General features: G+C 41.3%; 15 protein-coding genes and 1 tRNA gene. 6 read left to right on the forward strand and 10 right to left on the reverse strand.

All coding sequences use genetic code 11. The annotated features are described in order from the left end of the window. Positions 1-376 precede the first annotated feature (376 nt). The 5 genes from I2I04_RS19385 to xerD form a co-directional block, all read right to left on the reverse strand. On the reverse strand, positions 377-1,930 hold the full coding sequence (locus I2I04_RS19385) for a sensor histidine kinase (protein WP_195655718.1): 1,554 nt from the start codon (positions 1,928-1,930) through the stop codon (positions 377-379). A gap of 91 nt (positions 1,931-2,021) precedes the next feature. Further along, complete coding sequence (locus I2I04_RS19390; RefSeq protein ID WP_195470739.1) at positions 2,022-3,560, reverse strand: YifB family Mg chelatase-like AAA ATPase; 1,539 nt, start codon at positions 3,558-3,560, stop codon at positions 2,022-2,024. Positions 3,561-3,573: 13 nt separating this feature from the next. Further along, complete coding sequence (locus I2I04_RS19395; RefSeq protein WP_143259290.1) at positions 3,574-4,644, reverse strand: TlpA disulfide reductase family protein; 1,071 nt, start codon at positions 4,642-4,644, stop codon at positions 3,574-3,576. Between the two features lie 112 nt (positions 4,645-4,756). Next, complete coding sequence (locus I2I04_RS19400) at positions 4,757-6,451, reverse strand: tetratricopeptide repeat protein (protein ID WP_185911566.1); 1,695 nt, start codon at positions 6,449-6,451, stop codon at positions 4,757-4,759. Between the two features lie 135 nt (positions 6,452-6,586). Continuing rightward, positions 6,587-7,546, reverse strand: coding sequence for a site-specific tyrosine recombinase XerD (gene xerD / locus I2I04_RS19405; protein ID WP_195655719.1), 960 nt, complete (start codon positions 7,544-7,546; stop codon positions 6,587-6,589). 62 nt (positions 7,547-7,608) lie between these two features. Here xerD and aroQ point away from each other — a divergent pair, with 62 nt between their 5' ends. Genes aroQ through I2I04_RS19430 form a run of 5 tightly spaced genes read left to right on the forward strand, consistent with a single transcriptional unit; the run spans position 7,609 to position 11,789 of the window. Further along, positions 7,609-8,028 (forward strand): type II 3-dehydroquinate dehydratase, encoded by a 420-nt coding sequence (gene aroQ / locus I2I04_RS19410; RefSeq protein ID WP_004311171.1) that lies wholly within the window; start codon positions 7,609-7,611, stop codon positions 8,026-8,028. Positions 8,029-8,064: 36 nt separating this feature from the next. Further along, the gene (gene pyk, locus I2I04_RS19415) at positions 8,065-9,522 is read left to right on the forward strand and encodes a pyruvate kinase (protein WP_008023274.1); all 1,458 of its coding nucleotides are present in this window, start codon (positions 8,065-8,067) and stop codon (positions 9,520-9,522) included. 17 nt (positions 9,523-9,539) lie between these two features. Continuing rightward, a complete protein-coding gene (locus I2I04_RS19420) occupies positions 9,540-10,196 on the forward strand; it encodes an O-methyltransferase (RefSeq protein WP_195655720.1) in 657 nt (218 codons plus the stop codon). A 16-nt stretch (positions 10,197-10,212) separates the two neighbouring features. Continuing rightward, the gene (gene rbfA, locus I2I04_RS19425) at positions 10,213-10,545 is read left to right on the forward strand and encodes a 30S ribosome-binding factor RbfA (protein WP_004296522.1); all 333 of its coding nucleotides are present in this window, start codon (positions 10,213-10,215) and stop codon (positions 10,543-10,545) included. Positions 10,546-10,562: 17 nt separating this feature from the next. Continuing rightward, entirely contained in the window at positions 10,563-11,789 is a 1,227-nt protein-coding gene (locus I2I04_RS19430) for an FtsX-like permease family protein (RefSeq protein WP_195655721.1), read from the forward strand. Positions 11,790-11,954: 165 nt separating this feature from the next. On the opposite strand, the gene I2I04_RS19435 is transcribed toward I2I04_RS19430, so the two are convergent. Next, on the reverse strand, positions 11,955-12,965 hold the full coding sequence (locus I2I04_RS19435; protein ID WP_143259286.1) for a 2-oxoacid:ferredoxin oxidoreductase subunit beta: 1,011 nt from the start codon (positions 12,963-12,965) through the stop codon (positions 11,955-11,957). A 4-nt stretch (positions 12,966-12,969) separates the two neighbouring features. Then, positions 12,970-14,820, reverse strand: a complete 1,851-nt coding sequence (locus I2I04_RS19440) for a 2-oxoacid:acceptor oxidoreductase subunit alpha (RefSeq protein ID WP_195470735.1) — start codon at positions 14,818-14,820, stop codon at positions 12,970-12,972. Positions 14,821-15,023: 203 nt separating this feature from the next. Between I2I04_RS19440 and I2I04_RS19445 the strand changes: the two genes are divergently transcribed. After that, positions 15,024-15,095 (forward strand) — tRNA-Arg (locus I2I04_RS19445). A gap of 171 nt (positions 15,096-15,266) precedes the next feature. Here the strand turns inward: I2I04_RS19445 and secDF are convergent. The 3 genes from secDF to I2I04_RS19460 all read right to left on the reverse strand — a co-directional run bounded on the left by secDF (position 15,267) and on the right by I2I04_RS19460 (position 21,651). Then, positions 15,267-18,284 carry a protein translocase subunit SecDF gene (gene secDF, locus I2I04_RS19450; RefSeq protein WP_195655722.1) on the reverse strand — a complete coding sequence of 1,006 codons (3,018 nt, stop codon included), beginning with the start codon at positions 18,282-18,284 and terminating at the stop codon, positions 15,267-15,269. A 165-nt stretch (positions 18,285-18,449) separates the two neighbouring features. Beyond that, entirely contained in the window at positions 18,450-20,534 is a 2,085-nt protein-coding gene (locus I2I04_RS19455) for a M3 family metallopeptidase (protein WP_195655737.1), read from the reverse strand. Positions 20,535-20,565: 31 nt separating this feature from the next. Beyond that, positions 20,566-21,651 carry an endonuclease/exonuclease/phosphatase family protein gene (locus I2I04_RS19460; RefSeq protein ID WP_195470733.1) on the reverse strand — a complete coding sequence of 362 codons (1,086 nt, stop codon included), beginning with the start codon at positions 21,649-21,651 and terminating at the stop codon, positions 20,566-20,568. Positions 21,652-21,654: the final 3 nt, after the last annotated feature.

Consider the following 21,654-nt stretch of genomic DNA (forward strand, 5'->3'; position numbering starts at 1 on the left):
ATGAAAGAGTATGAAACTAATGACTTAAATGATATAATATTACAACAAGTATAGAAAATATTTCTAGCATACACTAAGAATGGTGGGCTAGATATAAGCAAGAAGGCTGCAGATTTTATAAAATATGCAGCCTTCTTGTTGTAAAAAATGGAAATAGAAAGTCGGAAATTAACTTTTGGAGTTTTTAATAAACTTGGATACCGTTTATAATAAACTACTTCAAAGTTTATTATAAATATGATATGCGTTTATGTATGAACCTGTCCCTATTTTTGTATACTCCAAAACAGAGGCTTGGAATAATGTCTGTCGGAGTAACTATAATAAACAAATTAGAAAGTAATCTAATGATACAAGTTATTCGTTTATGCAAAATTTAGACGTGAAGTTCCAGTATGAAACGGGTTCCTTTGGTATAGCCTGTATCTAGTGTCAGACTACCATTCATTTTTGCGGCGATTAGTGAACAGATTGGTAGTCCTAGTCCATCTCCTGTAGTGAGGTCTTTCACTTCCGTGAAAGGTTTGAAGATATTTTCCTGTTGCTCTGCTGGAATACCAGTTCCCGTATCCGTCACGATAAACTGATGAGTATGTGCACCACGTTTCTTGAACTCAAGGCTGATACGTCCTTGTTCGGTGTAGAAGGCTGCATTTTTCAGTAAATAGAGAAGGATACGTTCCAGTTGTTCCTTGTTTGTCTTTACCTGAAGTTTGGGAGCGTTGACTGAAGGAGTAACATCTGTTTTAATATGCTCCTTAACCTTATCCATTACATTTTCGCAGAAAGTACCTACGTTGATTTCACCTAATTCATAGAGTTCAGTTAATGAATTCTCTAATGAAGACAGTTCCTGGATATCATCGCTGAATTTCTTTAGAGCAGCAACTTGGCTCTGCATTTGTCCCGCTTCTTGAGGAGCTTTCTGTAAAAGTTCATTCGCTGAAGTAGCCAACGTATTCAAAGTCGGCTCCATCTGTGAAGATATGTTCTGTATGAATTGGGTTTTTAATTCATTATGTTCATTGGCAATCTTCACACTTTTCTTTAATTTGCGGTTGCCAGCGATAAATTTCAGTAATATGGCGGCCAGTATTGTCAGTCCGGCTATGAGAATGACTACAAGAACACACAGACCTATAATGATGTATTGTTTGGCTGATAGCGTATCGTCTTTTTCTTGTATGGTCAGTTGGCTTTCGTCATATTTCCTTTTCAGTACATTCAGTTCGTCTTGAGCTGTCAGCGCTTTCACGGAGTCTGTCCAAACGATGTAACTTTCATAGGTGCGTTCCATTAAAGGGGCATTATTGGCTTTACGGGCAATTCCGATAAGGTTCTTGTAGCAATCACTCACTTTGGCATAATCTTTCTTTTCCTTATATTGATTAATCAGTTTGCGGAAACAGGCATCGCCTTGTGTGTTTTGATTAAATGTATAGTAATAGTTGGCTTTTGTATACAGTAAAACCTCTGTTAATGAGTCATTCTTGGCAAGGTTAGCGGTCTCTTCCAATTTATCCAGCTGTGTTTTTGCCTGAGCTGGATTTTTAAGTGCTGTGTACATCTGTAACCGTTCCTTGTTCACGAGGAAGCGGAGGTCATAAAAGACTTTCTTCTGATTTTGCTCTCCGGCCCATATAAGTTGGTCCATGTCACGACAAAGTTCGAATCCTTCTTTGTAAAAGTTCTCTCTGACGTATAAAGCATTAGCCTGAACACCACATTCTATTGCCTGTGGATAGTTTTCGCGGGTTGCAAATGCTTCGTATGCTTTTTTGAATAAGTAACGCGCTTTGATGTAATCTTTTTGATTGAGGCTACTTTGTGCTTGGTTTTTTAGTTCTGTGGCTCTGTCTTGGGGAGTTTGCGCATAAGTTAATATGCTCAAACAAAATATCATTAAAAGACTTGTTATTGATGTTTTCATATGATTGCATATTTATTTGTCACAAATGTAAAACAAATATATGAAAAAATATAGCGTTAGTGATGAAATAATTCTCTTCTATTCATTGTTATTACCCTGCCCAGTTCTCTCTGTCGAGATTTCGATAGCTGATAGCCTCTGCCAGATGGTTGGGGAGTATTTGCTCTGTTCCTTCCAAATCAGCGATTGTACGGGCAACTTTTAAAATCCGGTCATAGGCTCGGGCAGACAAGTTGAGCCGTTCCATAGCATTTTTTAGCAATGCGAGTCCTTTTGCATCCGGTTGAGCATACATTGCAAGCAGTTTGCTGTTCATTTGTGCATTGCAATAAATTCCGGTATATTCGGTGTATCGTTTTTCCTGCATTTGACGGGCTTTTATCACTCGTTGTCTGATGATATTGCTCGATTCTCCCTGTCTTTGGTCGGAAATCTTATCAAAGGGTACAGGGACGATCTCTATCTGAATGTCGATGCGATCTAATAATGGACCGGATATCTTATTCAAGTACTTTTGGACCTGTCCGGGGCTGCATACGCATGCTTTTGTCGGATGGTTGTAATATCCGCAGGGACATGGGTTCATGGATGCGATCAGCATCAGATTGGCCGGATAGCTGATAGTGCTTTTGATGCGGGAAATTGTGATTTGACGGTCTTCCAATGGTTGACGCAATACTTCCAGCACTCCTCGGTTGAATTCTGGTAATTCATCTAAAAAAAGTACCCCATTATGTGCCAGACTGATTTCTCCGGGTTGTGGAAAACTACCTCCGCCAACCATCGCCACTTGGGAAATTGTGTGGTGTGGGTCACGGAATGGACGCTGGGAAATCAATGAGGACCCGCGTTTCAATTGTCCGGCAACTGAATGGATCTTGGTGGTTTCCAAACTTTCACCCAGCGAAAGAGGAGGAAGAATGGAAGGAAGGCGTTTGGCCATCATCGATTTACCGCTCCCCGGGGCGCCTACCATTATTAAATTATGTCCTCCGGCGGCTGCAACTTCTAGTGCCCTTTTTACATTCTCTTGTCCTTTTACGTCTGCAAAATCCAAGTCACAGTTGGTCTGTTGTTGATAGAATTCTTCCCGTGTATTAACAACAGTCGGCTCTAATTCGCGTTCATTATTAAAGAATTCGACGACCTCTTTGATATTACTGACTCCGTATACTTTTAATTGATTGACAACGGCAGCTTCCCGTGCATTTTGTTGGGGGATGATTAGCCCTTCGAAACCATCTTCGCGCGCTTTGATAGCAATGGGAAGCGCACCTTTGATAGGTTGTATACTTCCGTCCAGGCTTAGTTCGCCCATTAGCAAATAGCGGGAAAACTTCTCGGAGGAGATTGTTTCGCTAGCCCCTAGTAATCCGATGGCAAGAGGTAAGTCATAAGCTGAACCCTCTTTTCGGATGTCGGCTGGTGCCATGTTGACTACTATATTGCTTGTGGGCATTTTATAACCATTCACCAGCAATGCGGAGATAATACGTTGATGGCTTTCTTTGACCGCAGAATCCGGAAGGCCGACGAGATAGAACATACAGCCGCGCGAGCTGTTGACTTCGATTGTGATGAGTGTTGCATCAATTCCTTGAACAGCCGCTCCGAATACTTTAATTAACACGTTTGATTACTGGTTATTTTTTCTTCTTATTGTCTTGTTTTTCCTTTTCCTCAGCAGCGGTGACTACTTCCTCTATTTTCTTCTTCAATTGTTCTCCTTTGAGGTTTTTCGCAAGAATCTTCCCATCTGCTGATAGAAGAATGTTGCTGGGAACTTGCTTGATGGCGTATTGTTTGGCTACTTCGGAATTTAGTCCGCCAAAATCACAGACTTGCTCCCAATTGAGCGTATCACGTTTTATAGCATCCTGCCACTCTTGTTTATCCATATCAAGGGAGATACCGAGCATAGCTATATGTTTGTTCTTCTTATATTTCTGATAGATCTCTTTTAGCTCGGTATTACTTCGGTGATTGGAAATGCTATCTCCCCATGAAGCCCAAAAGTTGATTAACAGGTTCTTTTTCTTGAAATTTTCTGATGACCGGGTAATTTTCTCTCCTTTTATATTAGATAGACTGAAAAAGGGGGCATATTTGCCTGTCTCTGTTTTCTCTGACAAAGAGATTGCTTCGTTGAGCTGTTCAATATACAGCTTGTCTTGCAATATTCCTGTCATGACTTCAATTAATTTTTTTATTTTGTTGAAATCAGGTGAGGCTTTTTGAACAAAGTATTTATCCAATAAGTAGAGGCTGACAAAAGAAGAATGATGCTTCATGATGAATTCTTCTGCTTTTTGCTCTAAATCTTTCTCGGATGGGGTAGGCAAGCTATTTAGTTCTTTCTGAAAGGTCGTAAACTCTTCATTATATATATTGCCATTGATATCCAGATATTCCGGGTGATTGATGTCTCCTTTTATTTTGATTTGATTTCCTTTGTCAAGGAAGATTGGATATTCTGTCTGATTGTCAATAAGTAAAAAGGCAGAAGTAATGGTGTCTATTGAAGCTGTATAAGAGAATTTATCGTTCTTCGCGAAAATGGTATCTATCCGGTCGAATGATTCATCCATTCCATACAGATAAAGTGTATCTGTGCCCAGACCTTTGATCTCCCCGGTTATGTTTACCTTCTCTGAAGATTTACCACAACTGCATAGACAAATGATTATGAGGATTAAAATGCTACTCTTTTTCATTGCTTTGATTTCTTTTCTGCGAAAGTACGGTTTTTACAGATAAAAAAAAAGAATTGCCCGTCATTTATAATGACAGGCAATTCTTAATATTTAAAATAGAGTGGTAATTCTCTTATTTAACGATGTTCATGAAATCTGCATTTGTGAAGAATTTAGCAAATTCCAAGTCAGTAGCTGCTTTCTTAGCTAATGAAGAATCTTTAGCAACTGCGCTCTTTAAGCTGCTTGTTACCATAGAAGAATTGTTAGTTCTAGCACCTAAAACTGCCATCAGGTAGTCAGTGTAAGCATCAGGTCTTTCTACGTTAGCCAAAGTATTTTTAGCTTTGTTGTAGTCCTTAGCAAGGATTTGAGCCAAAGCAGCACTGTTAGTCTTAGAGTCACCGAATGAGTTTACAGCTCTTTCATATTGACCTTGAGCAATGTACAGGTTACCCATAGATTCGCCAAGTTCTTTTGTTCCGGCAGCTTTACCGAAGTATGCTTCTGCAGCAGTTTTGTCACCCTTCATCAAAGAGATCAAACCTAAGTTCATGTTAACTTCAGGAGTAGCATTAACGCTGGCAGCTTTTTTGAAGTAAGATTCCGCTTTGTCAATGTTACCAGCTTGGTAAGCTAATTTACCTAAGTTGTTGTAACCACGGTAATCGTTCGGGAACTGTTTTGTAGCTTGAGTGTAGATAGCTTCTTGTTTAGCCGGGTCACTAGTCAGTGTAGCAGCATACAGCAATTCTTCTACGTTCAGTTCAGAAGGATTAGAAGAAGCCAACTTAGTGATTTCTTCGTCAGACTTACCGATGATTTCATAGTTCAAAGTCAAACGAGAACGACGTAACTGAGGCAGGATTTCGTCAGCCAAAGTCTTGTATACAGAAGAAATATTTTTGATTTCTTGTTCTCTTTGTGCAGGATCTTGGTACATAGACAATACGCGGAGGATCAACTCTTTGTCTTGGATGTTAGATTTAGAAACCAGTTCTTGGAAACCTTCCCAGTCCTGTGCAGTATATTTAGCATCGATCGGAGCATCGATTTTTGCTTTCTTCAGGTCTTTGCTCAACATTTTAGTTGTGTTGCCTTCACGGTTTTCAGCAAGAGTAGTATTCAAGCTTACACCACCATCAGGAGAAGCGTATGCAGAAACTTCGATGTTGCTGATCTTCTTGTTAGCAGCTTCGTTAACGTTAGCTACTTCTTTATTGAATTCTTTAGCAGTCTTCAATTCGCTGGAACGAATGTTAGCTTGTTGGATCAAGAACATGATGTTGGCATCGTGTTTTTCTTTGATGATACGTTGGAAAGCGTCTTCGCCCAATGCAGGGTTAGCGTTACCTAATGTATTGTTTACTAATTCAGAAGTAGAGATTACACCATCAGCTATTTTCACAGCAGGAATAGTCACAACTTTCTTTCCGATAGTAGCTTTGAATTCCAGATACAATTCTGACTTAGCCATTTCAGGAACATAGTCAAAGGAAGTTTTCATTGTGTAGCTACCGCCCATCTTGTAAGAGATAGTCTGGTCGTTACCTTCCACTTTTTCACCTTGGAAAGTAGCTGGTTGGCCTTTAGCTTCGCCGCCATTCCATTTCAAAACCGGAGTAACTTCTACTACCGCTTTTTTGTTGAAATACTTTTCAGGAAATTTACCATTGATGGTCGCAGGAACTTTACCACCTATTGCCTCCAACACTTGCGGAGTAACAGTGAAGTAATCAGCTGACAATTCACCCATTTTTTTGCTGCAAGAAGAGAATAATGCAACAACCATTGCCATGAGTAAAGGCAAGTACAACTTCTTAGTCATTTTAGGTATAAATTAAATGTTTGTAATTGAAATATCGTCTATTTGCCAATCTCTTTCTGCTCACACAGAAAAAGTAACGCAAAGATATTAATTCTTAATATAAATATATAGTTAAGGGGCTGATTTTATCATAATTTAATGAAATAGTTTCTCTTTTTCTTTCCTATACTTGATATTTCGTGGGTGATGTTCGATAATCTCACTACGAAGCATATTGCGGTCGATGTGGGTATAGATTTCCGTTGTCGCAATGGATTCATGTCCGAGCATACATTGAATGGCCCTCAAATTGGCTCCGCCTTCCAGTAAATGAGTGGCAAAGGAGTGCCGGAAAGTGTGCGGGCTGATGTTTTTGGTAATGCCCGCTTTTTGTGCTAATTCTTTTATCATATGAAAGATCATAATCCGGGAAAGTCCTTTGCCTCTCCGCTGACTGACGAAAACGAAATCCTCATGTCCTTTTTTCACTTCAATTTGGTTGCGGTCTATGATGTAAAATTTTATTTCGTTAATAGCCCGGGGGGAGATCGGTACGAGTCGTTGTTTGCTTCCTTTTCCTTCTACTTTGATAAAGCCTTCATCAAAATAGAGGTCGGATAGTTTAAGAGTGACAAGTTCCGATACCCGAAGTCCGCAGCTGTATAGTGTTTCTAAAATGGCCCTGTTTCGCTGTCCTTCGGCTTTGCTGCGGTCGACGGCGGAGATAATCCGGTCAATTTCCTCCACAGTCAGTACTTCAGGAAGTTTGAAACCTATTTTAGGCCCTTCTAATAGCTCACTGGGATCTGCTTCCAGATAGTTTTCGAGGATGAGGAAACGGAAAAATGATTTGATTCCTGATAAGATGCGGGCTTGTGAACGGGGATGAATACCGATGTCATGTAATCCGGCCGCAAAACGTTGAAGATCGGACAGGCATACGTCCAATACGTTAATCCCTTCCAATGTCAGAAAGCTCATCAGTTTGTCCAGATCCGTAAGATAGGCATCCAGAGTATTAAGAGATAAGGACTTTTCCAGTTTGAGATACTGCTGATACTTTCTGATTATCAGCTCTTGTTGCTCCTTCTTATGCTTTTTTTCGTTGATTTCCATTTCTTTTTTCTACCTTTGCACATTCTTTCAGATACAAAGGTATAAAAAAACAGGATTGCGCGATGAAGATACAAATTATTAATGGCCCGAATATTAATCTGTTGGGTAAGCGTGAACCTTCCATTTACGGAAGCGTTACATTTGAAGATTACTTGGCTGATCTTCGTAAAAGATACGTTGACGTGGAGATCGACTATTTTCAATCGAACATTGAGGGGGAGATGATAGACTGCATACAGCAGGTGGGATTTGATGTGGATGGTATAATCTTGAATGCAGGTGCGTATACACATACTTCCATAGCTTTGCAGGATGCTATTCGTTCTGTGACATCTCCGGTGATTGAGGTGCATATTTCCAATGTGCATAGTCGCGAGTCTTTCCGGCATGTGTCGATGATTGCTTGTGCTTGTAAAGGAGTGATTTGTGGCTTTGGGCTAAATTCGTACCGTTTGGCTTTAGAAGCTTTATTGGATAGATAATAAATAAGGTAATAATATATAATAGGTAGAAAGACTATGTTATTGAAACAGACTAAGATTGTGGCTTCCATTTCGGATAGACGTTGTGATGTGGATTTTATAAAACAGTTGTTTGAGGCTGGGATGAATGTAGTGCGTATGAATACAGCGCACGCTAGCCGTGAAGGTTTTGAAGCTTTGATTGCAAATGTACGTGCTGTGTCCAACCGTATTGCGATTTTGATGGATACAAAAGGTCCGGAAGTTCGTACGACGGCTAATGCGGAGCCGATTCCATATAAAATAGGAGAGAAAGTAAAGATTGTAGGTAATCCGGATTTGGAAACAACCCGTGAATGTATTGCTGTTTCATATCCGAACTTTGTGTCTGACTTGAATATCGGTGGTACGATTTTGATTGATGATGGCGATCTGGAACTGGAAGTTATTGATAAGACTGATGGTTATTTGTTGTGTGAAGTTAAGAACGATGCTACTTTGGGAAGCCGTAAAAGCGTAAATGTCCCGGGGGTTCGCATCAATCTTCCTTCGTTGACGGAAAAAGACCGTAACAATATTCTTTATGCTATCGAAAAGGATATTGATTTTATCGCTCACTCTTTCGTGCGTAACCGTCAGGATGTACTTGATATACGTGAAATTCTGGATGCACACAATAGTGATATTAAGATTATTGCTAAGATTGAGAATCAGGAAGGAGTAGATAATATTGATGAAATCCTGGAAGTGGCAGATGGCGTAATGGTTGCCCGTGGTGACTTGGGTATTGAAGTGCCTCAAGAACGTATTCCGGGAATCCAGCGTGTATTGATTCGCAAATGTATTCTGGCAAAGAAGCCGGTAATCGTTGCTACTCAGATGCTCCATACAATGATAAATAATCCTCGTCCGACTCGTGCGGAAGTGACTGATATTGCCAATGCAATCTACTATCGTACAGATGCTTTGATGTTGAGCGGAGAAACTGCTTATGGTAAGTATCCGGTAGAAGCGGTGAAAACGATGACTAAAATTGCGGCTCAGGCAGAAAAAGATAAACTGGAAGAAAATGATATCCGTATTCCGTTAGATGAGAATAGTAATGATGTTACGGCATTCCTTGCTAAACAAGCTGTAAAAGCTACTTCTAAGCTAAAAATACGTGCTATTATTACTGATAGTTATAGCGGACGCACTGCTCGTAATCTGGCTGCTTTCCGTGGAAAGTATCCAGTGTTGGCTATCTGCTATAAAGAAAAGACAATGCGTCATTTGGCTTTGTCTTATGGTGTGGAAGCTATCTATATGCCGGAATTGGCTAACGGACAGCAATATTACTTTGCGGCATTGCGTCGTCTGTTGAAAGAAGGCCGTTTGCAACCTTCCGATATGGTAGGTTATTTAAGTAGTGGTAAGGCAGGAACAAAGACCTCATTCCTTGAAATTAATGTAGTGGAAGATGCATTGAAACATGCAGAGGAGACTGTATTACCTAACAACAACCGCTATCTGTAATTGTAAAAGTCAGTTTTATGCAGGAAACCGAATCGATAGACGAATATATTTTGCAGCATATTGATCCCGAGAGCGATTATTTGAAATCGCTCTATCGGGATACACATGTAAAGCTTCTTCGTCCTCGTATGGCTTCCGGGCATTTGCAGGGACGGATGCTGAAAATGTTTGTAGAAATGATTCAGCCTCGTCAGATATTGGAAATCGGAACGTATAGCGGCTACTCCGCTCTTTGTTTGGCGGAAGGTCTGCCGGAATGTGGACTGTTGCATACGTTTGAGATCAATGATGAGCAAGAGGACTTTACCCGTCCATGGTTGGAGAAATCACCGTTTGCCGATAAAATTCGTTTTTATATAGGTGATGCTTTAGAACTTGTTCCGAGTTTAGGTGTTACTTTTGATATGGCTTTTATTGATGGCGATAAACGCAAGTATATTGAATACTACGAGATGACATTAGCGCATCTTTCCGAGGGTGGATATATCATTGCTGATAATACTTTGTGGGACGGGCATGTGCTTGAACAACCTCGCAATACTGATGCTCAAACGATTGGTATTAAAGCCTTTAATGATTTGGTAGCGCAAGATGTGCGAGTGGAAAAAGTAATACTTCCTTTGCGTGACGGATTAACGATTATAAGGAAGAAAATAGTAAGTAGTAAATCGTAAAACAGTAAATAACTTTATGGAAACAACCAGACAGAATAAGATATCTCGCCTGTTGCAGAAAGAGCTAAGTGAGATATTCCTGCTTCAAACAAAGTCCATGCCAGGTACATTGGTCTCTGTTAGCGCAGTTCGTATTAGTCCTGATATGAGTATTGCCCGTGTTTACCTCAGTGTTTTTCCTTCAGAGAAAGCAGAAGAGATGGTAAAGAATATCAATAACAATATGAAATCCATTCGTTATGAGCTTGGGACTCGTGTACGTCACCAGCTGCGTATCATTCCTGAATTGAAATTCTTCGTGGATGATTCATTGGATTATATTGAGAAAATAGATTCGCTGCTGAAGTGAAATAATTCATTGCAGAGGTGAACTTCCCTTTTTATATAGCCAGGCGTTATCTTTTTTCAAAGAAAAAGCATAATGCTATTAATATCATATCCGGCATTTCCGTATGTGGGGTGGCTCTTGCTACGCTTGCTTTGGTTTGCACTCTTTCTGTTTTTAATGGTTTTCAGGATATGGTGGCCAGCTTTTTTACAGCTTTTGATCCGCAGTTGAAAATTACGGTTCGTGAGGGAAAGGTCTTTGATAGCCAGAATGAACGGATACGTGCTGTTTGTGCACTTCCTGAAGTGGAGGTGTTTACAGAAACACTCGAAGAGAATGCAATGGTGCAATACAAGGACCGCCAAGCTATGGTTGTACTAAAAGGGGTGGAGGATAATTTTGAAGAACTGACGGCTATAGACAGTATACTTTATGGCGCGGGAAAATTCGTTCTTCATGATTCGATCGTGAATTATGGCGTCATGGGAGTGGAATTGGTTGCGACCTTGGGAACCGGTTTGGAGTTTGTCGATCCTCTTCAGGTATATCTTCCCAAGCGAAATGCCAAAGTGAACATGGCAAATCCCGGTGCTTCTTTCAACCGTGATTATCTGTATTCTCCAGGTGTCGTATTTGTGGTGAATCAGCAAGAATATGATGGAAAATATATTCTGACTTCTCTTGATTTTCTTCGTCAGCTTCTGGATTATACAACAGAAGTTTCTGCGATGGAATTGAAATTAAAGCCTGATGCAAATACTTCATCGGTACAATCTGAAATAGAAAACATGCTGGGTGATGATTTTGTTGTTCAGAATCGTTATCAGCAGCAGGCAGATGTTTTCCGTATTATGGAGATAGAGAAACTAATCTCTTATTTGTTCCTCACTTTTATTTTAATGATAGCCTGTTTTAATGTGATAGGTTCCCTTTCTATGTTGATCTTGGATAAGAAGGATGATGTAGTAACCTTGCGGAGTCTTGGAGCTAGTGATAAACTCATTTCCCGAATATTCCTCTTTGAAGGACGTCTCATTTCTCTTTTTGGTGCTATTTCCGGTATTGTCTTAGGCTTAATCCTATGTTTTATCCAACAGAAATTCGGTATAATTTCATTGGGAGGCGGTGGTGGTACTTTTGTTGTAGACGCCTATCCTGTCAGCGTTCACGCTTGGGATGTCGTATTAATCTTTATCACAGTTTTGGCAGTTGGCTTTCTCTCTGTATGGTATCCTGTACGTTATCTAAGTAAGAGGCTTTTATAGTTAAAGATGTTTTGAATTGTCTTGAGAAACATAGTAAGAATATTTTTAGTTATTCTGTGAATGCTTAAAAAGGTAAAGCAAGTTGATGACGGCTCATAAATAAAGGCGTAGAAAGAAAACTAACTCTCAATCTACGCCTTTACTATTTTATGTGTTAAAGCAGTGTTATTTTACTTCCCAAGTATCATTAGTCATCAACAGCTCTTGGAAATTATGATATTTCTTTTTGCCTTTGATTTCTTCGATTTGTTCTGTAACTGCATCGTTGTAGGTCGGAGCCTCTACATCGCGGATAACACCAAGTGCAATCGGGAAGTCGGGACCTTCCATTAAAGCCAGTTTCAATTGAAGAGTATTATCCTGGCAATGAGCGTCATGAACCAGAATATCTTTTTCTGTAATGCCGTTCTCACCCAATTTTACTACTTTCAATCCAAATCCTTCCTGCATCAATCCGAACTCCTTGTTTTCGCCAAATAACATCGGCTGTCCATGTTCCAGATAGATAGCATTCTTGGCACGTCCTTCTTTTGTTGCAACGCTGGCGTGAGTCCCGTCGTTAAAAATAACGCAGTTTTGCAGAACTTCTACAACAGAGGCACCTTTGTGATTAGCAGCTGCTTTCAATACTTCTACAGAAGCAGCACCATCTACTGCAATGCAGCGTGCAAAGAAACGTCCGCGGGCACCAAAAGCTAGCTCTGCCGGATGGAACGGGTCTTCTACTGTTCCATAAGGGGATGATTTGCTGACGAATCCACGTTCTGAAGTCGGTGAATATTGTCCCTTTGTCAAACCATAGATACGGTTGTTCAACAGAATCATGTTCAAGTCAATGTTGCGGCGAACGGCGTGGATGAAGTGATTGCCACCAATTGCCAAACCGTCACCATCACCGGAAATCTGCCAGATAGTCAAATTAGGGTTGGCTACTTTAGCTCCTGTTGCAATGGCAGCAGCACGTCCGTGAATCGTATGGAAACCATATGTATTTACATAGTAAGGCAGACGGGAAGAACAACCGATACCGGAAATGACGGCAATATCGTGCGGAGCTACTCCCAGTTCGGCCATAGCTTTGTGCAGTGAGTTCAGGAAAGCGTGGTCACCGCATCCCGGACACCAGCGAGGTTGGCCTGATTTATAATCTTGTACGGTATATACTTTATCGCTCATCTTTTTATTCCTCCAATAATTTAGTAAATGCATCTATCAATTCTCTCGTAACGAAAGGTTGTCCTTTCACTTGGTTGAACTGGCTGATGTTCAATCCGGGCACTTTCATGCGCAGGTAACCTGCAAATTGTCCCAAATTCTGTTCAGCTACTACGACCTTCTTATATTTACGCAATACATCGGCAGTGTTCTTAGGCAACGGATTGATGTACTCGAAGTGTGCGAATGCCACTTTCTTTCCATGATCACGCATAAAGTCCATAGCCAGACGGAGATGGCCATAAGTACCACCCCAACCTACAATCAATAAGTCTGCATCTTCGTCACCCAATACTTCGAGTTCGGGGATATAGTCTGCAATCTTATCCACTTTAGCTTGACGCAGGTGGACCATCTTATTGTGGTTTTCCGGTTCGGTAGAGATAACACCTGTTTCGTTGCTCTTTTCAAGACCACCGATGCGATGCATGAATCCTTCGGTTCCCGGAATTGCCCAGTAACGTACACCGTTTTCTTCATTGCGTAGGTAAGGAGTCCATTTCCCGGCCATGTCCGGAGTTACATATGGAGGATTAATGGCAGGATATTCATCCAGATTAGGAAGTTTCCAAGCTGCGGAACCGTTGGCGACGAAAGCATCAGTCAGCAATACAACCGGAGTCATGTGTTCCAAAGCTATTTTGGCAGCCATATATGCAGCATCAAAGCAGTTGGTTGGTGAAGTTGCGGCAATAACTGGCATCGGGCTTTCACCATTACGTCCGTAGAGGGCCTGCAATAAGTCTGTCTGTTCAGATTTTGTGGGGAGACCGGTAGACGGACCACCACGTTGTACGTTTACAATCACCAATGGAAGTTCACCGATCACAGCAAGATTCATAGCCTCACTTTTCAAACAAACACCAGGGCCGGAAGTGGTTGTTACAGCCAAGGCACCGGCAAAAGCGGCACCAACTGCAGAAGCACAACCTGCGATTTCATCTTCGCACTGTACGGTTTTTACTCCCAATGATTTATGTTTAGCTAATTCGTGCAGAATATCAGTGGCCGGAGTGATAGGGTAAGAACCCAGATAGAGTTCCAGACCAGCTTTTTCTGCTGCGGCAATCAGTCCGTAAGCGGTTGCTTTATTACCGTTGATATCTGTATAAAGTCCTTTTGATTTCGGAGCTTTGCTTTCAATCTTATAAGTAGAGACAGAAGCATGAGTGTTGGCTCCGTAGTTGAAACCATCGTTCAATACCTTAATATTAGCTTCTGCAATTTCGGGTTTCTTGGCAAATTTCTCACGCAGCATTTTTTCAGCTGCGGCAAGGTTACGATTGAACAACCAGCAAACCAATCCGAGTGCAAACATATTTTTGCAACGGAGAATCGATTTGTTATCCAGTCCGGAGTCTTTCAGGCTCTCTTTGCACATGGAAGAGATCGGAACTTCCAATACTTCCTGTTTTACTCCTAATTCTTCAAAAGGATTGTTGGTTTTGAATTGTGCCTTTTCCAAATCTCTGGCTTCGAATGAGTCGGAGTCGGTAATGATAAGTCCTTGCGGTTTACAAAATTTGATTTGTGTTTTCAAAGCGGAGGGGTTCATAGCCACCAATACGTGGCAACGGTCTCCGGGAGTGTAAACTTGTCCGGCACCGATGTGGACCTGGAAACCGGAAACACCGGTTAGCGAACCTTGCGGGGCGCGGATGTCTGCCGGATAGTCAGGGAATGTACAGATGTCATTTCCTACTGTAGCCGACACGTTCGAGAAGATGTTGCCGGCCAGCTGCATACCATCGCCGGAGTCGCCGGAGAAACGTACTACTACTTCCTCCAATTCTTTAACCATCATTTCGTCTGCCATAACTTTAATTACTATATTTAATTTAAAAACTGATTTTACTTTCAATTTGTGAGCGCAAAGGTCGGAAAGTTAATCGAATTATCAAAATAAATCGTACTTTATTGTCCTATTGACGCCAATTATTTGAAATATCTGAAAGGAACCTGTATTTTTATTCTTGTTAAATCGACAGAAACCGTTATCTTTGCAAGCAAATTTGAAGCGGCCTTGTAGTTCAACGGATAGAATAGAAGTTTCCTAAACTTTAGATAGGGGTTCGATTCCCCTCGGGGCTACTACAGAAGAATCTATGGGAGTGTTGTTTTGCTTTCATGCTGTATCAAGTTTTAAGTGTAACAATAGCTTCTTTTAAGATGAACGTCTTATAGCTTCTATTTGTTTTAATAATCAATAGAAAAAGCCTCTACCGAATGTTCGGAAGAGGCTTTTTCTATTTCTGGAACTTATTATTCTTCCGTAGTTGCTGCTACGACTTTTTTATTCTTCATCATGTTGTATGCAATCGGAGATGCAATAAACAGTGAAGATAATGTACCGATAACAACACCCAGGATCATTGCGAATGCAAAGCTGCGGATTGAATCACCACCAAGGATGAAAATACACAGCAACACAATCAATGTACTTAATGATGTATTGATGGTACGAGCCAGAGTTGTGTTCAGAGAGTCATTGAACAACACACGCTTGTCACGTTTCGGATATAAACCGAAGAACTCACGTACACGGTCGAAGATTACCACCTTATCATTAATAGAGTAACCGATAGCTGTCAGGATAGCACCAATAAATGTCTGGTCGATTTCCAATGAGAACGGCAAAATACCCCAGAATAAGGAGTAAGCACCGATAATCATAATGGTATCACTTGTCAGAGCTACAATAGAGCCTACACTATAAGCAATGTTGCGGAAACGGATCAAGATATATAAGCCGATGGCGATCAATGCCAGAACTACAGAGTAAATAGCACCTGTCTTGATGTCGTCTGCGATACTCGGACCTACTTTTTGTGAGCTTACGATACTACCACCTGTATGATTGTCACGGTCAATGAAAGTCGCTAAAGAAATGTTCTGCGTCAATACCGGTTTCAGAGTCTCATATAGGTATGATTCGATTTCAGAGTCCACGTTGTTACCTGCATCTTCGATACGGTAGTTCGTGCTGATACGTACAGTTTTCTTATCTGTACCGATAGCGATAACGCTTACATTAGCATCGCCAAATTTACTAGAGATCAATTCACGAACTTGTTCCGGTTCTACAGGGTTCTCAAATTGTACCTTAAAATTACGTCCACCGGTGAAGTCGATACTCTGACTTAAACCACGGATGGCAAATGAACCGATACAAACGATGATGACTGCACTGACGATAATAAGGGATTTTTTGTTTGTACCCATAAAATCGAAATGTGTATTGGTCATCAAGTTCTTTGAAATCTTGGTTGTGAATGTCAGGTTCAACCACTTGTCTTTACTCATGAAGTGTTCATAAACCAGACGAGTCATGAATACAGCAGTAAAGAAGGATACAAGAATACCGATAATCAAAGTCGTAGCAAAACCACGAATCGGACCAGTACCAAAGTTAAACAGGATGATACCTGTGATGATAGATGTCAAGTTAGAGTCGAAAATAGCCGAGAATGCGTTGGAGTAACCATCGGCAAGTGCTTTTTTCACACCTTTACCTGCGCGAAGCTCTTCTTTTGTACGTTCATAGATAAGTACGTTCGCATCCACTGCCATACCCAGTGACAATACCATACCGGCAATACCGGACATTGTCAATGCAGCTTGGAAAGACGAAAGAATACCCAGTGTAAAGAAGAAGTTGAGGAGTAGTGCTCCATTGGCTACCATACCCGGGATGAATCCATACATAGAGCACATGTAAATCATCAACAGAATCAAAGCAACGACGAATGAGAAAATACCTGCGTTGATAGATTCCTGACCCAGTGACGGACCAACGATATCTTCCTGTACAATATGAGCCGGAGCCGGCATTTTACCTGATTTCAATACGTTTGCTAAGTCTTTTGCTTGTTCAGGAGTGAAATGACCTGTAATCTGTGAACGTCCACCTGTGATTTCAGAGTTTACGTTTGGTGCAGAATATACATAGTTATCAAGAACGATAGCAATTGAACGACCGATATTTTGTTTGGTCAACTGTGCCCAGCGACGTGCGCCGTCAGAGTTCATCGTCATGCTGACAGCCGGTTTGCTGTATTGGTCGAATTCATCTTTCGCATCTGTTACTACGTCACCTTCCAACGGAGCTTTGCCGTTACGTTCGGTAGACTTGATAGCGTATAATTCGAAAGTCTGTCCTTTCTTGTCAAATTCAGAAGGAGAAACGCCCCATTTCAGACGAAGGTCTTTCGGAAGTTCTGCTTTGATTTCCGGCATAGCCAGATACTTGTTGATGTCAGCAGTATCTTTATAGTTAGCGTAACCGATAACAGGTCCCTGTCCGCTAGAGTTCAACTGCAGGATAGCCAGGAGAGGATATTGCTTTTTAACTTCTTCTAGGTTGGCTGTAGATTTGTCATCAGCGGCAACGTCCCCTTTCAAAGCTGCGGCAAGGCTGTCGGCGGCACTTACGTTCTTAGCCGGAGTAGCTTCTGCGAGTGCAGCTTCTTTGGTAGAGTCTACGGCAGTAGAGTCTGCAGTTGTTTCCTGCGCTAATATAGCACGCAATTTAGCATCAGCAGATTGCATGGCAGGAAGAACTTCTCTAGCTGTATAAGTTTCCCAGAATTCCAGGTTGGCAGAACCTTGGAGAAGTTTTCTCACACGTTCCGGCTCTTTGATACCCGGCAATTCCACCATGATACGACCCATTTTGTCTTCCAGACTCTGGATGTTCGGTTGAACAACACCAAAACGGTCGATACGGGTACGAAGCACGTTATATGAGTTTTCAACAGCAGCTTTTACTTCTGCTCTCAATACTTTTTCAACTTCTGCATCCGATGATTTCTGGTTAACTTTGTCTTTCAACTGTTGTGTTGCGAAGAGTTCGGAAAGTTTTGCGTTAGGAGCAGCTTTGTGGTATTCTCTGACAAACAGAGTGATGATATCATCCTGACTGTTTACAGCTTGTTTTGCAGCTTCTGCCAATGCTTTGTTGAAAGCCTCATCCGGCTTGTTGTCAGCCAGTGCTTTAATAACATCAGGTACAGAAACTTCAAGGATAACGTTCATACCACCCTTTAGGTCCAAACCTAAACTAATCTCCATCTCACGACATTGTTTCAGCGTCCAGTTACCCAACCACACTTTCTCATTTGAGAGAGAGTCGAGGTAGTCTTGTTCTACTTTCGGGTCGCCATTCGCAATTTCTTTCGCCTTATTGGTATAATGGCGTGTTGCGAAGGAGAAAGAGAGATAGAACACACATACCAGTGTGAGTAATACCGCAAAAACCTTTACAAATCCTTTGTTTTGCATTTTACTTTTAATTTATGATGATTACTTTTTTAATTTAATTTTCAGTTAAATTCTGTCGTACACAAGTTCTTTTTGCCGCATACAAGGCTGCAAATATAGTTTTTTTTTCACATTCATGTGTAATAAGCCCTCAAATATTTGATGTTTAAGGGCTTTTTTGCTGAATTATTTCATTCCTCTGTTTTTCAGTAGCGGTTCCAAGCTTGGTTCCGCTCCACGGAAATTCCGGTAAAGCGTCATTGGGTCTTCGCTGTCCCCTTTCTCCAATACGTTGTGGCGGAAGAGGTCGGCGGTGTTTTTATCAAAGATTCCATGTTCTTTAAAGGCTTCGAAAGCATCGTTATCCAGTACATTGGCCCATAGATAGCTGTAGTATCCGGCTGCATATCCGCCGATGATATGATTGAAGTAGGTCACGCGATAACGTGGTGCTATTTCGGGGATCAGATTGAGCTTGTCCATCGCTTCTTTTTCGAATGCAAGCATGTCTAGATTCTTTACATCTGTCATCGTGTGCAAATTCATGTCGAGGATGGCGGCAGCCAATAATTCAGTGGTCATGAAGCCTTGATTGAAAGTCTTCTGTTGCAGTATCTTTTCAATAATATCGTCGGGTATCACTTCTCCTGTCTGATAATGTTTGGCATACATTTTCAGCACTTCCGGCTCAGTTGCCCAGTGCTCATTGATTTGAGAAGGAAGTTCTACAAAATCGCGTACTACATTAGTGCCTGATGTTCCTTTGTATTCGCATTTTGTCAGCAGTCCGTGCAGAGCATGACCAAATTCGTGGAACAAAGTTTCTACTTCATCCATTGTCAGCAGGGAAGGGGTGTCGCCTACCGGTTTGGTAAAGCTGCAAACGTTGCATACTAATGGGCGGGTATCTCCTTGTTGTTCGCGGTAGTTGCTCATCCATGCGCCGCCACTTTTTCCGGAGCGTGGGAAATAATCGACATAGAAGATTCCTAGTTGTGATCCGTCTGCGTCTTTCACTTCAAAGACTTCCACATCAGGATGATAGGTAGGGATACCTTCGAGCTTGGTAAGGGTGATGCCATATAGCTTGTTGGCTACGGCGAAAGCACCATCGCGCACATTCTCCAGTTTGAAGTAAGGTTTTGTATCCTCTTCAGACAGGTTGTATTTTTCTTTCCGCAGTTTTTCGGTATAATACCACCAGTCCCATGCTTCCAGTTTTTCTCCTTTGCCCTCTTTATCCATTAATTTTTGAAGTTCGGTAGCTTCTGCCTTTGCTTTTGGCAGTGCATAGCTCCAAAGGTTATTCAGAAGGCTCATTACGTTGTTGGCGTTCTTTGCCATCGTTTCGTCCAGAACGAAGTTTGCATAGCAGTCGAAACCTAATAATTTAGCTTTTTCCAGACGGAGAGAAACGATCTTACGGATATTTTCCTTGTTATCGTTTCCGTCATTGTTGTTACCACGGTTGATGTAAACTTTGTATATTTTTTCCCGAAGCGGGCGATTTTCTGAATATTGCAGGAAAGGCAGGCGGCTGGCATTATGTAGGGTGAATAGCCATTTTCCCGGTTGTCCGGCTGCTTTTGCTTCTTCAGCGGCGCTTTGGCGGAACCATTCGGGTAATCCTGCCAGATCTTCTTCTTTGTCAACAAAGAGTTTGAAAGCATTATTTTCATTCAGTATATTGTTGCTGAAAGTAATGCCAAGTGTAGAAAGTTCCTTGTTGATTTCGCGGAGGCGGGTTTGGTTTTTGGCATTAAGGTTTGCTCCGGAACGGACAAATCTTTTATAAGTTTTGTCCAGCAGACGTTCTTGTTCTGACGTCAGGTTCAGTGAGTCCTTCTTTTGATAGACATCGTTTACACGCTTAAATAGCTTCTCATTCAGGGAGATATTGTCATTATGTTCCGAAAGAACCGGTGCCAGTTTGATGGAAAGTGCGGTCAGCGAATCTGTCGTTTCCGCATCTGTCATATTGAAAAAAATGGCACTCACGCGGTCCAGGATAGGCGCGCTGTTGTCCAAAGCTACAATTGTATTTTCGAATGTCGGAATTTCCGGACTTTCGATGATAGCTTCGATGTTTTGATTCTGCTCTTCTATACCTTTCAAGAAGGCGGGCTCATAGTGCTCCAATTTAATCTTGTCGAAAGAAGGAACACCATACTGGGTTTGAAACTCTGTAAAGAAAGGATTGCTTTCTGTTTTCGTAGCACAGGAGTACATCATACAACTTACTGCTAAAATGGTTAGTGTCTTTTTAATCATCATAAGTGTTTTTTATTAGAGTTTTCAGTTCTTATCGTTTACTGATATAGCACCAGATCGGGTAGTGGTCTGATGCTTTGATAGACCGGTCTACAGTGCAATTGTAGGCTTTCAGGTTGGGGCTGATCAAGATATTGTCTATGCGGAAATAGAACTTGTTCAGATTGTAGGAGATGCCCAATCCTTTACCGGACTGTGTGAATGCATCGTCTAGCTTCTGAGTCAGGATGCGATGCGTATACGAGATAGAACCGTCGTTGAAATCGCCGCATACTATGGTTGTCGGATATTTACATTCTGCAATGGCTTTAGCCACAGAATCTGCTTGTGAAGCCCGGATAGCCGATGCTTCCGCCAGTTTTCTGATTAATTGCCTAAGTCCGGTTTTTACTTTCTTGGCATTCGGGTCTTTAATCATATCCTCATACATCCCTCTGTCTTCTTTGGTGAGTTTGTTGGATTCCAGGTGGTTGTTGATTAATGTAAGAGTATCGTTATTTACATTCAGTACATATTTCATGGAACCGTTATAATTGCTTTCATATTCGATGGGATGTATTGAAAGTATAGGAAACTTGGAGAAACAGGCTAGTTGCACATCTCCTTTCCCTTGTTGGTGGATGGATTGGTAAGGATAAGCTTTCAATGCTTTTTTAATGTCCTGTTCCGTCAGGTATTTCTTGTTGGTAGCAGTGTTATATTCTTGCAGGCAGATAATATCGGCGTTGCTATCTACAAGATAAGATAATACAGGGTTCTTTCCATCTTTCTTCTCCAGATTACTGAAACTCATCACGTTGTAAGATAGGATTTTGATGCTTCCTTCCGGTATGGTTTTAGAGGTGGAGTTAAAAGGAATATAAGTCCGTATCTGCGGAATACAAATCAGAAAACCGATGGCAGGCAAGAGCGCATACCGGTAATTGACGAATGCCCAGAAGCCGATAAAAATCAGATTGATCGTCAGGAATATCGGAAATGCAAGTCCCAAGCTGGAAGCAAGTGGGTTTATTTTCGGGTTAAGGTAAGGGCTATAAGCGCTTAATATCAACGTTCCCACAAAGAGAGCGTTGACAGCAAGTATCAGATATGTGACAAATTTGCCAATATGTTCCATTCT

It is taken from the genome of Bacteroides sp. 1001136B_160425_E2 (assembly GCF_015559655.1).
Taxonomy (GTDB): domain Bacteria; phylum Bacteroidota; class Bacteroidia; order Bacteroidales; family Bacteroidaceae; genus Bacteroides; species Bacteroides luhongzhouii.

Bases quoted from the DNA above. Each gene is read 5' to 3' on its own strand.
- I2I04_RS19385 (WP_195655718.1), bottom strand. From the start codon at position 1,930: ATGAAAACATCAATAACAAGTCTTTTAATGATATTTTGTTTGAGCATA.
- I2I04_RS19395 (WP_143259290.1), bottom strand. From the start codon at position 4,644: ATGAAAAAGAGTAGCATTTTAATCCTCATAATCATTTGTCTATGCAGT.
- I2I04_RS19400 (WP_185911566.1), bottom strand. From the start codon at position 6,451: ATGACTAAGAAGTTGTACTTGCCTTTACTCATGGCAATGGTTGTTGCA.
- xerD (WP_195655719.1), bottom strand. From the start codon at position 7,546: ATGGAAATCAACGAAAAAAAGCATAAGAAGGAGCAACAAGAGCTGATA.
- aroQ (WP_004311171.1), top strand. From the start codon at position 7,609: ATGAAGATACAAATTATTAATGGCCCGAATATTAATCTGTTGGGTAAG.
- pyk (WP_008023274.1), top strand. From the start codon at position 8,065: ATGTTATTGAAACAGACTAAGATTGTGGCTTCCATTTCGGATAGACGT.
- I2I04_RS19420 (WP_195655720.1), top strand. From the start codon at position 9,540: ATGCAGGAAACCGAATCGATAGACGAATATATTTTGCAGCATATTGAT.
- rbfA (WP_004296522.1), top strand. From the start codon at position 10,213: ATGGAAACAACCAGACAGAATAAGATATCTCGCCTGTTGCAGAAAGAG.
- I2I04_RS19435 (WP_143259286.1), bottom strand. From the start codon at position 12,965: ATGAGCGATAAAGTATATACCGTACAAGATTATAAATCAGGCCAACCT.
- I2I04_RS19440 (WP_195470735.1), bottom strand. From the start codon at position 14,820: ATGGCAGACGAAATGATGGTTAAAGAATTGGAGGAAGTAGTAGTACGT.
- secDF (WP_195655722.1), bottom strand. From the start codon at position 18,284: ATGCAAAACAAAGGATTTGTAAAGGTTTTTGCGGTATTACTCACACTG.
- I2I04_RS19455 (WP_195655737.1), bottom strand. From the start codon at position 20,534: ATGATTAAAAAGACACTAACCATTTTAGCAGTAAGTTGTATGATGTAC.
- I2I04_RS19460 (WP_195470733.1), bottom strand. From the start codon at position 21,651: ATGGAACATATTGGCAAATTTGTCACATATCTGATACTTGCTGTCAAC.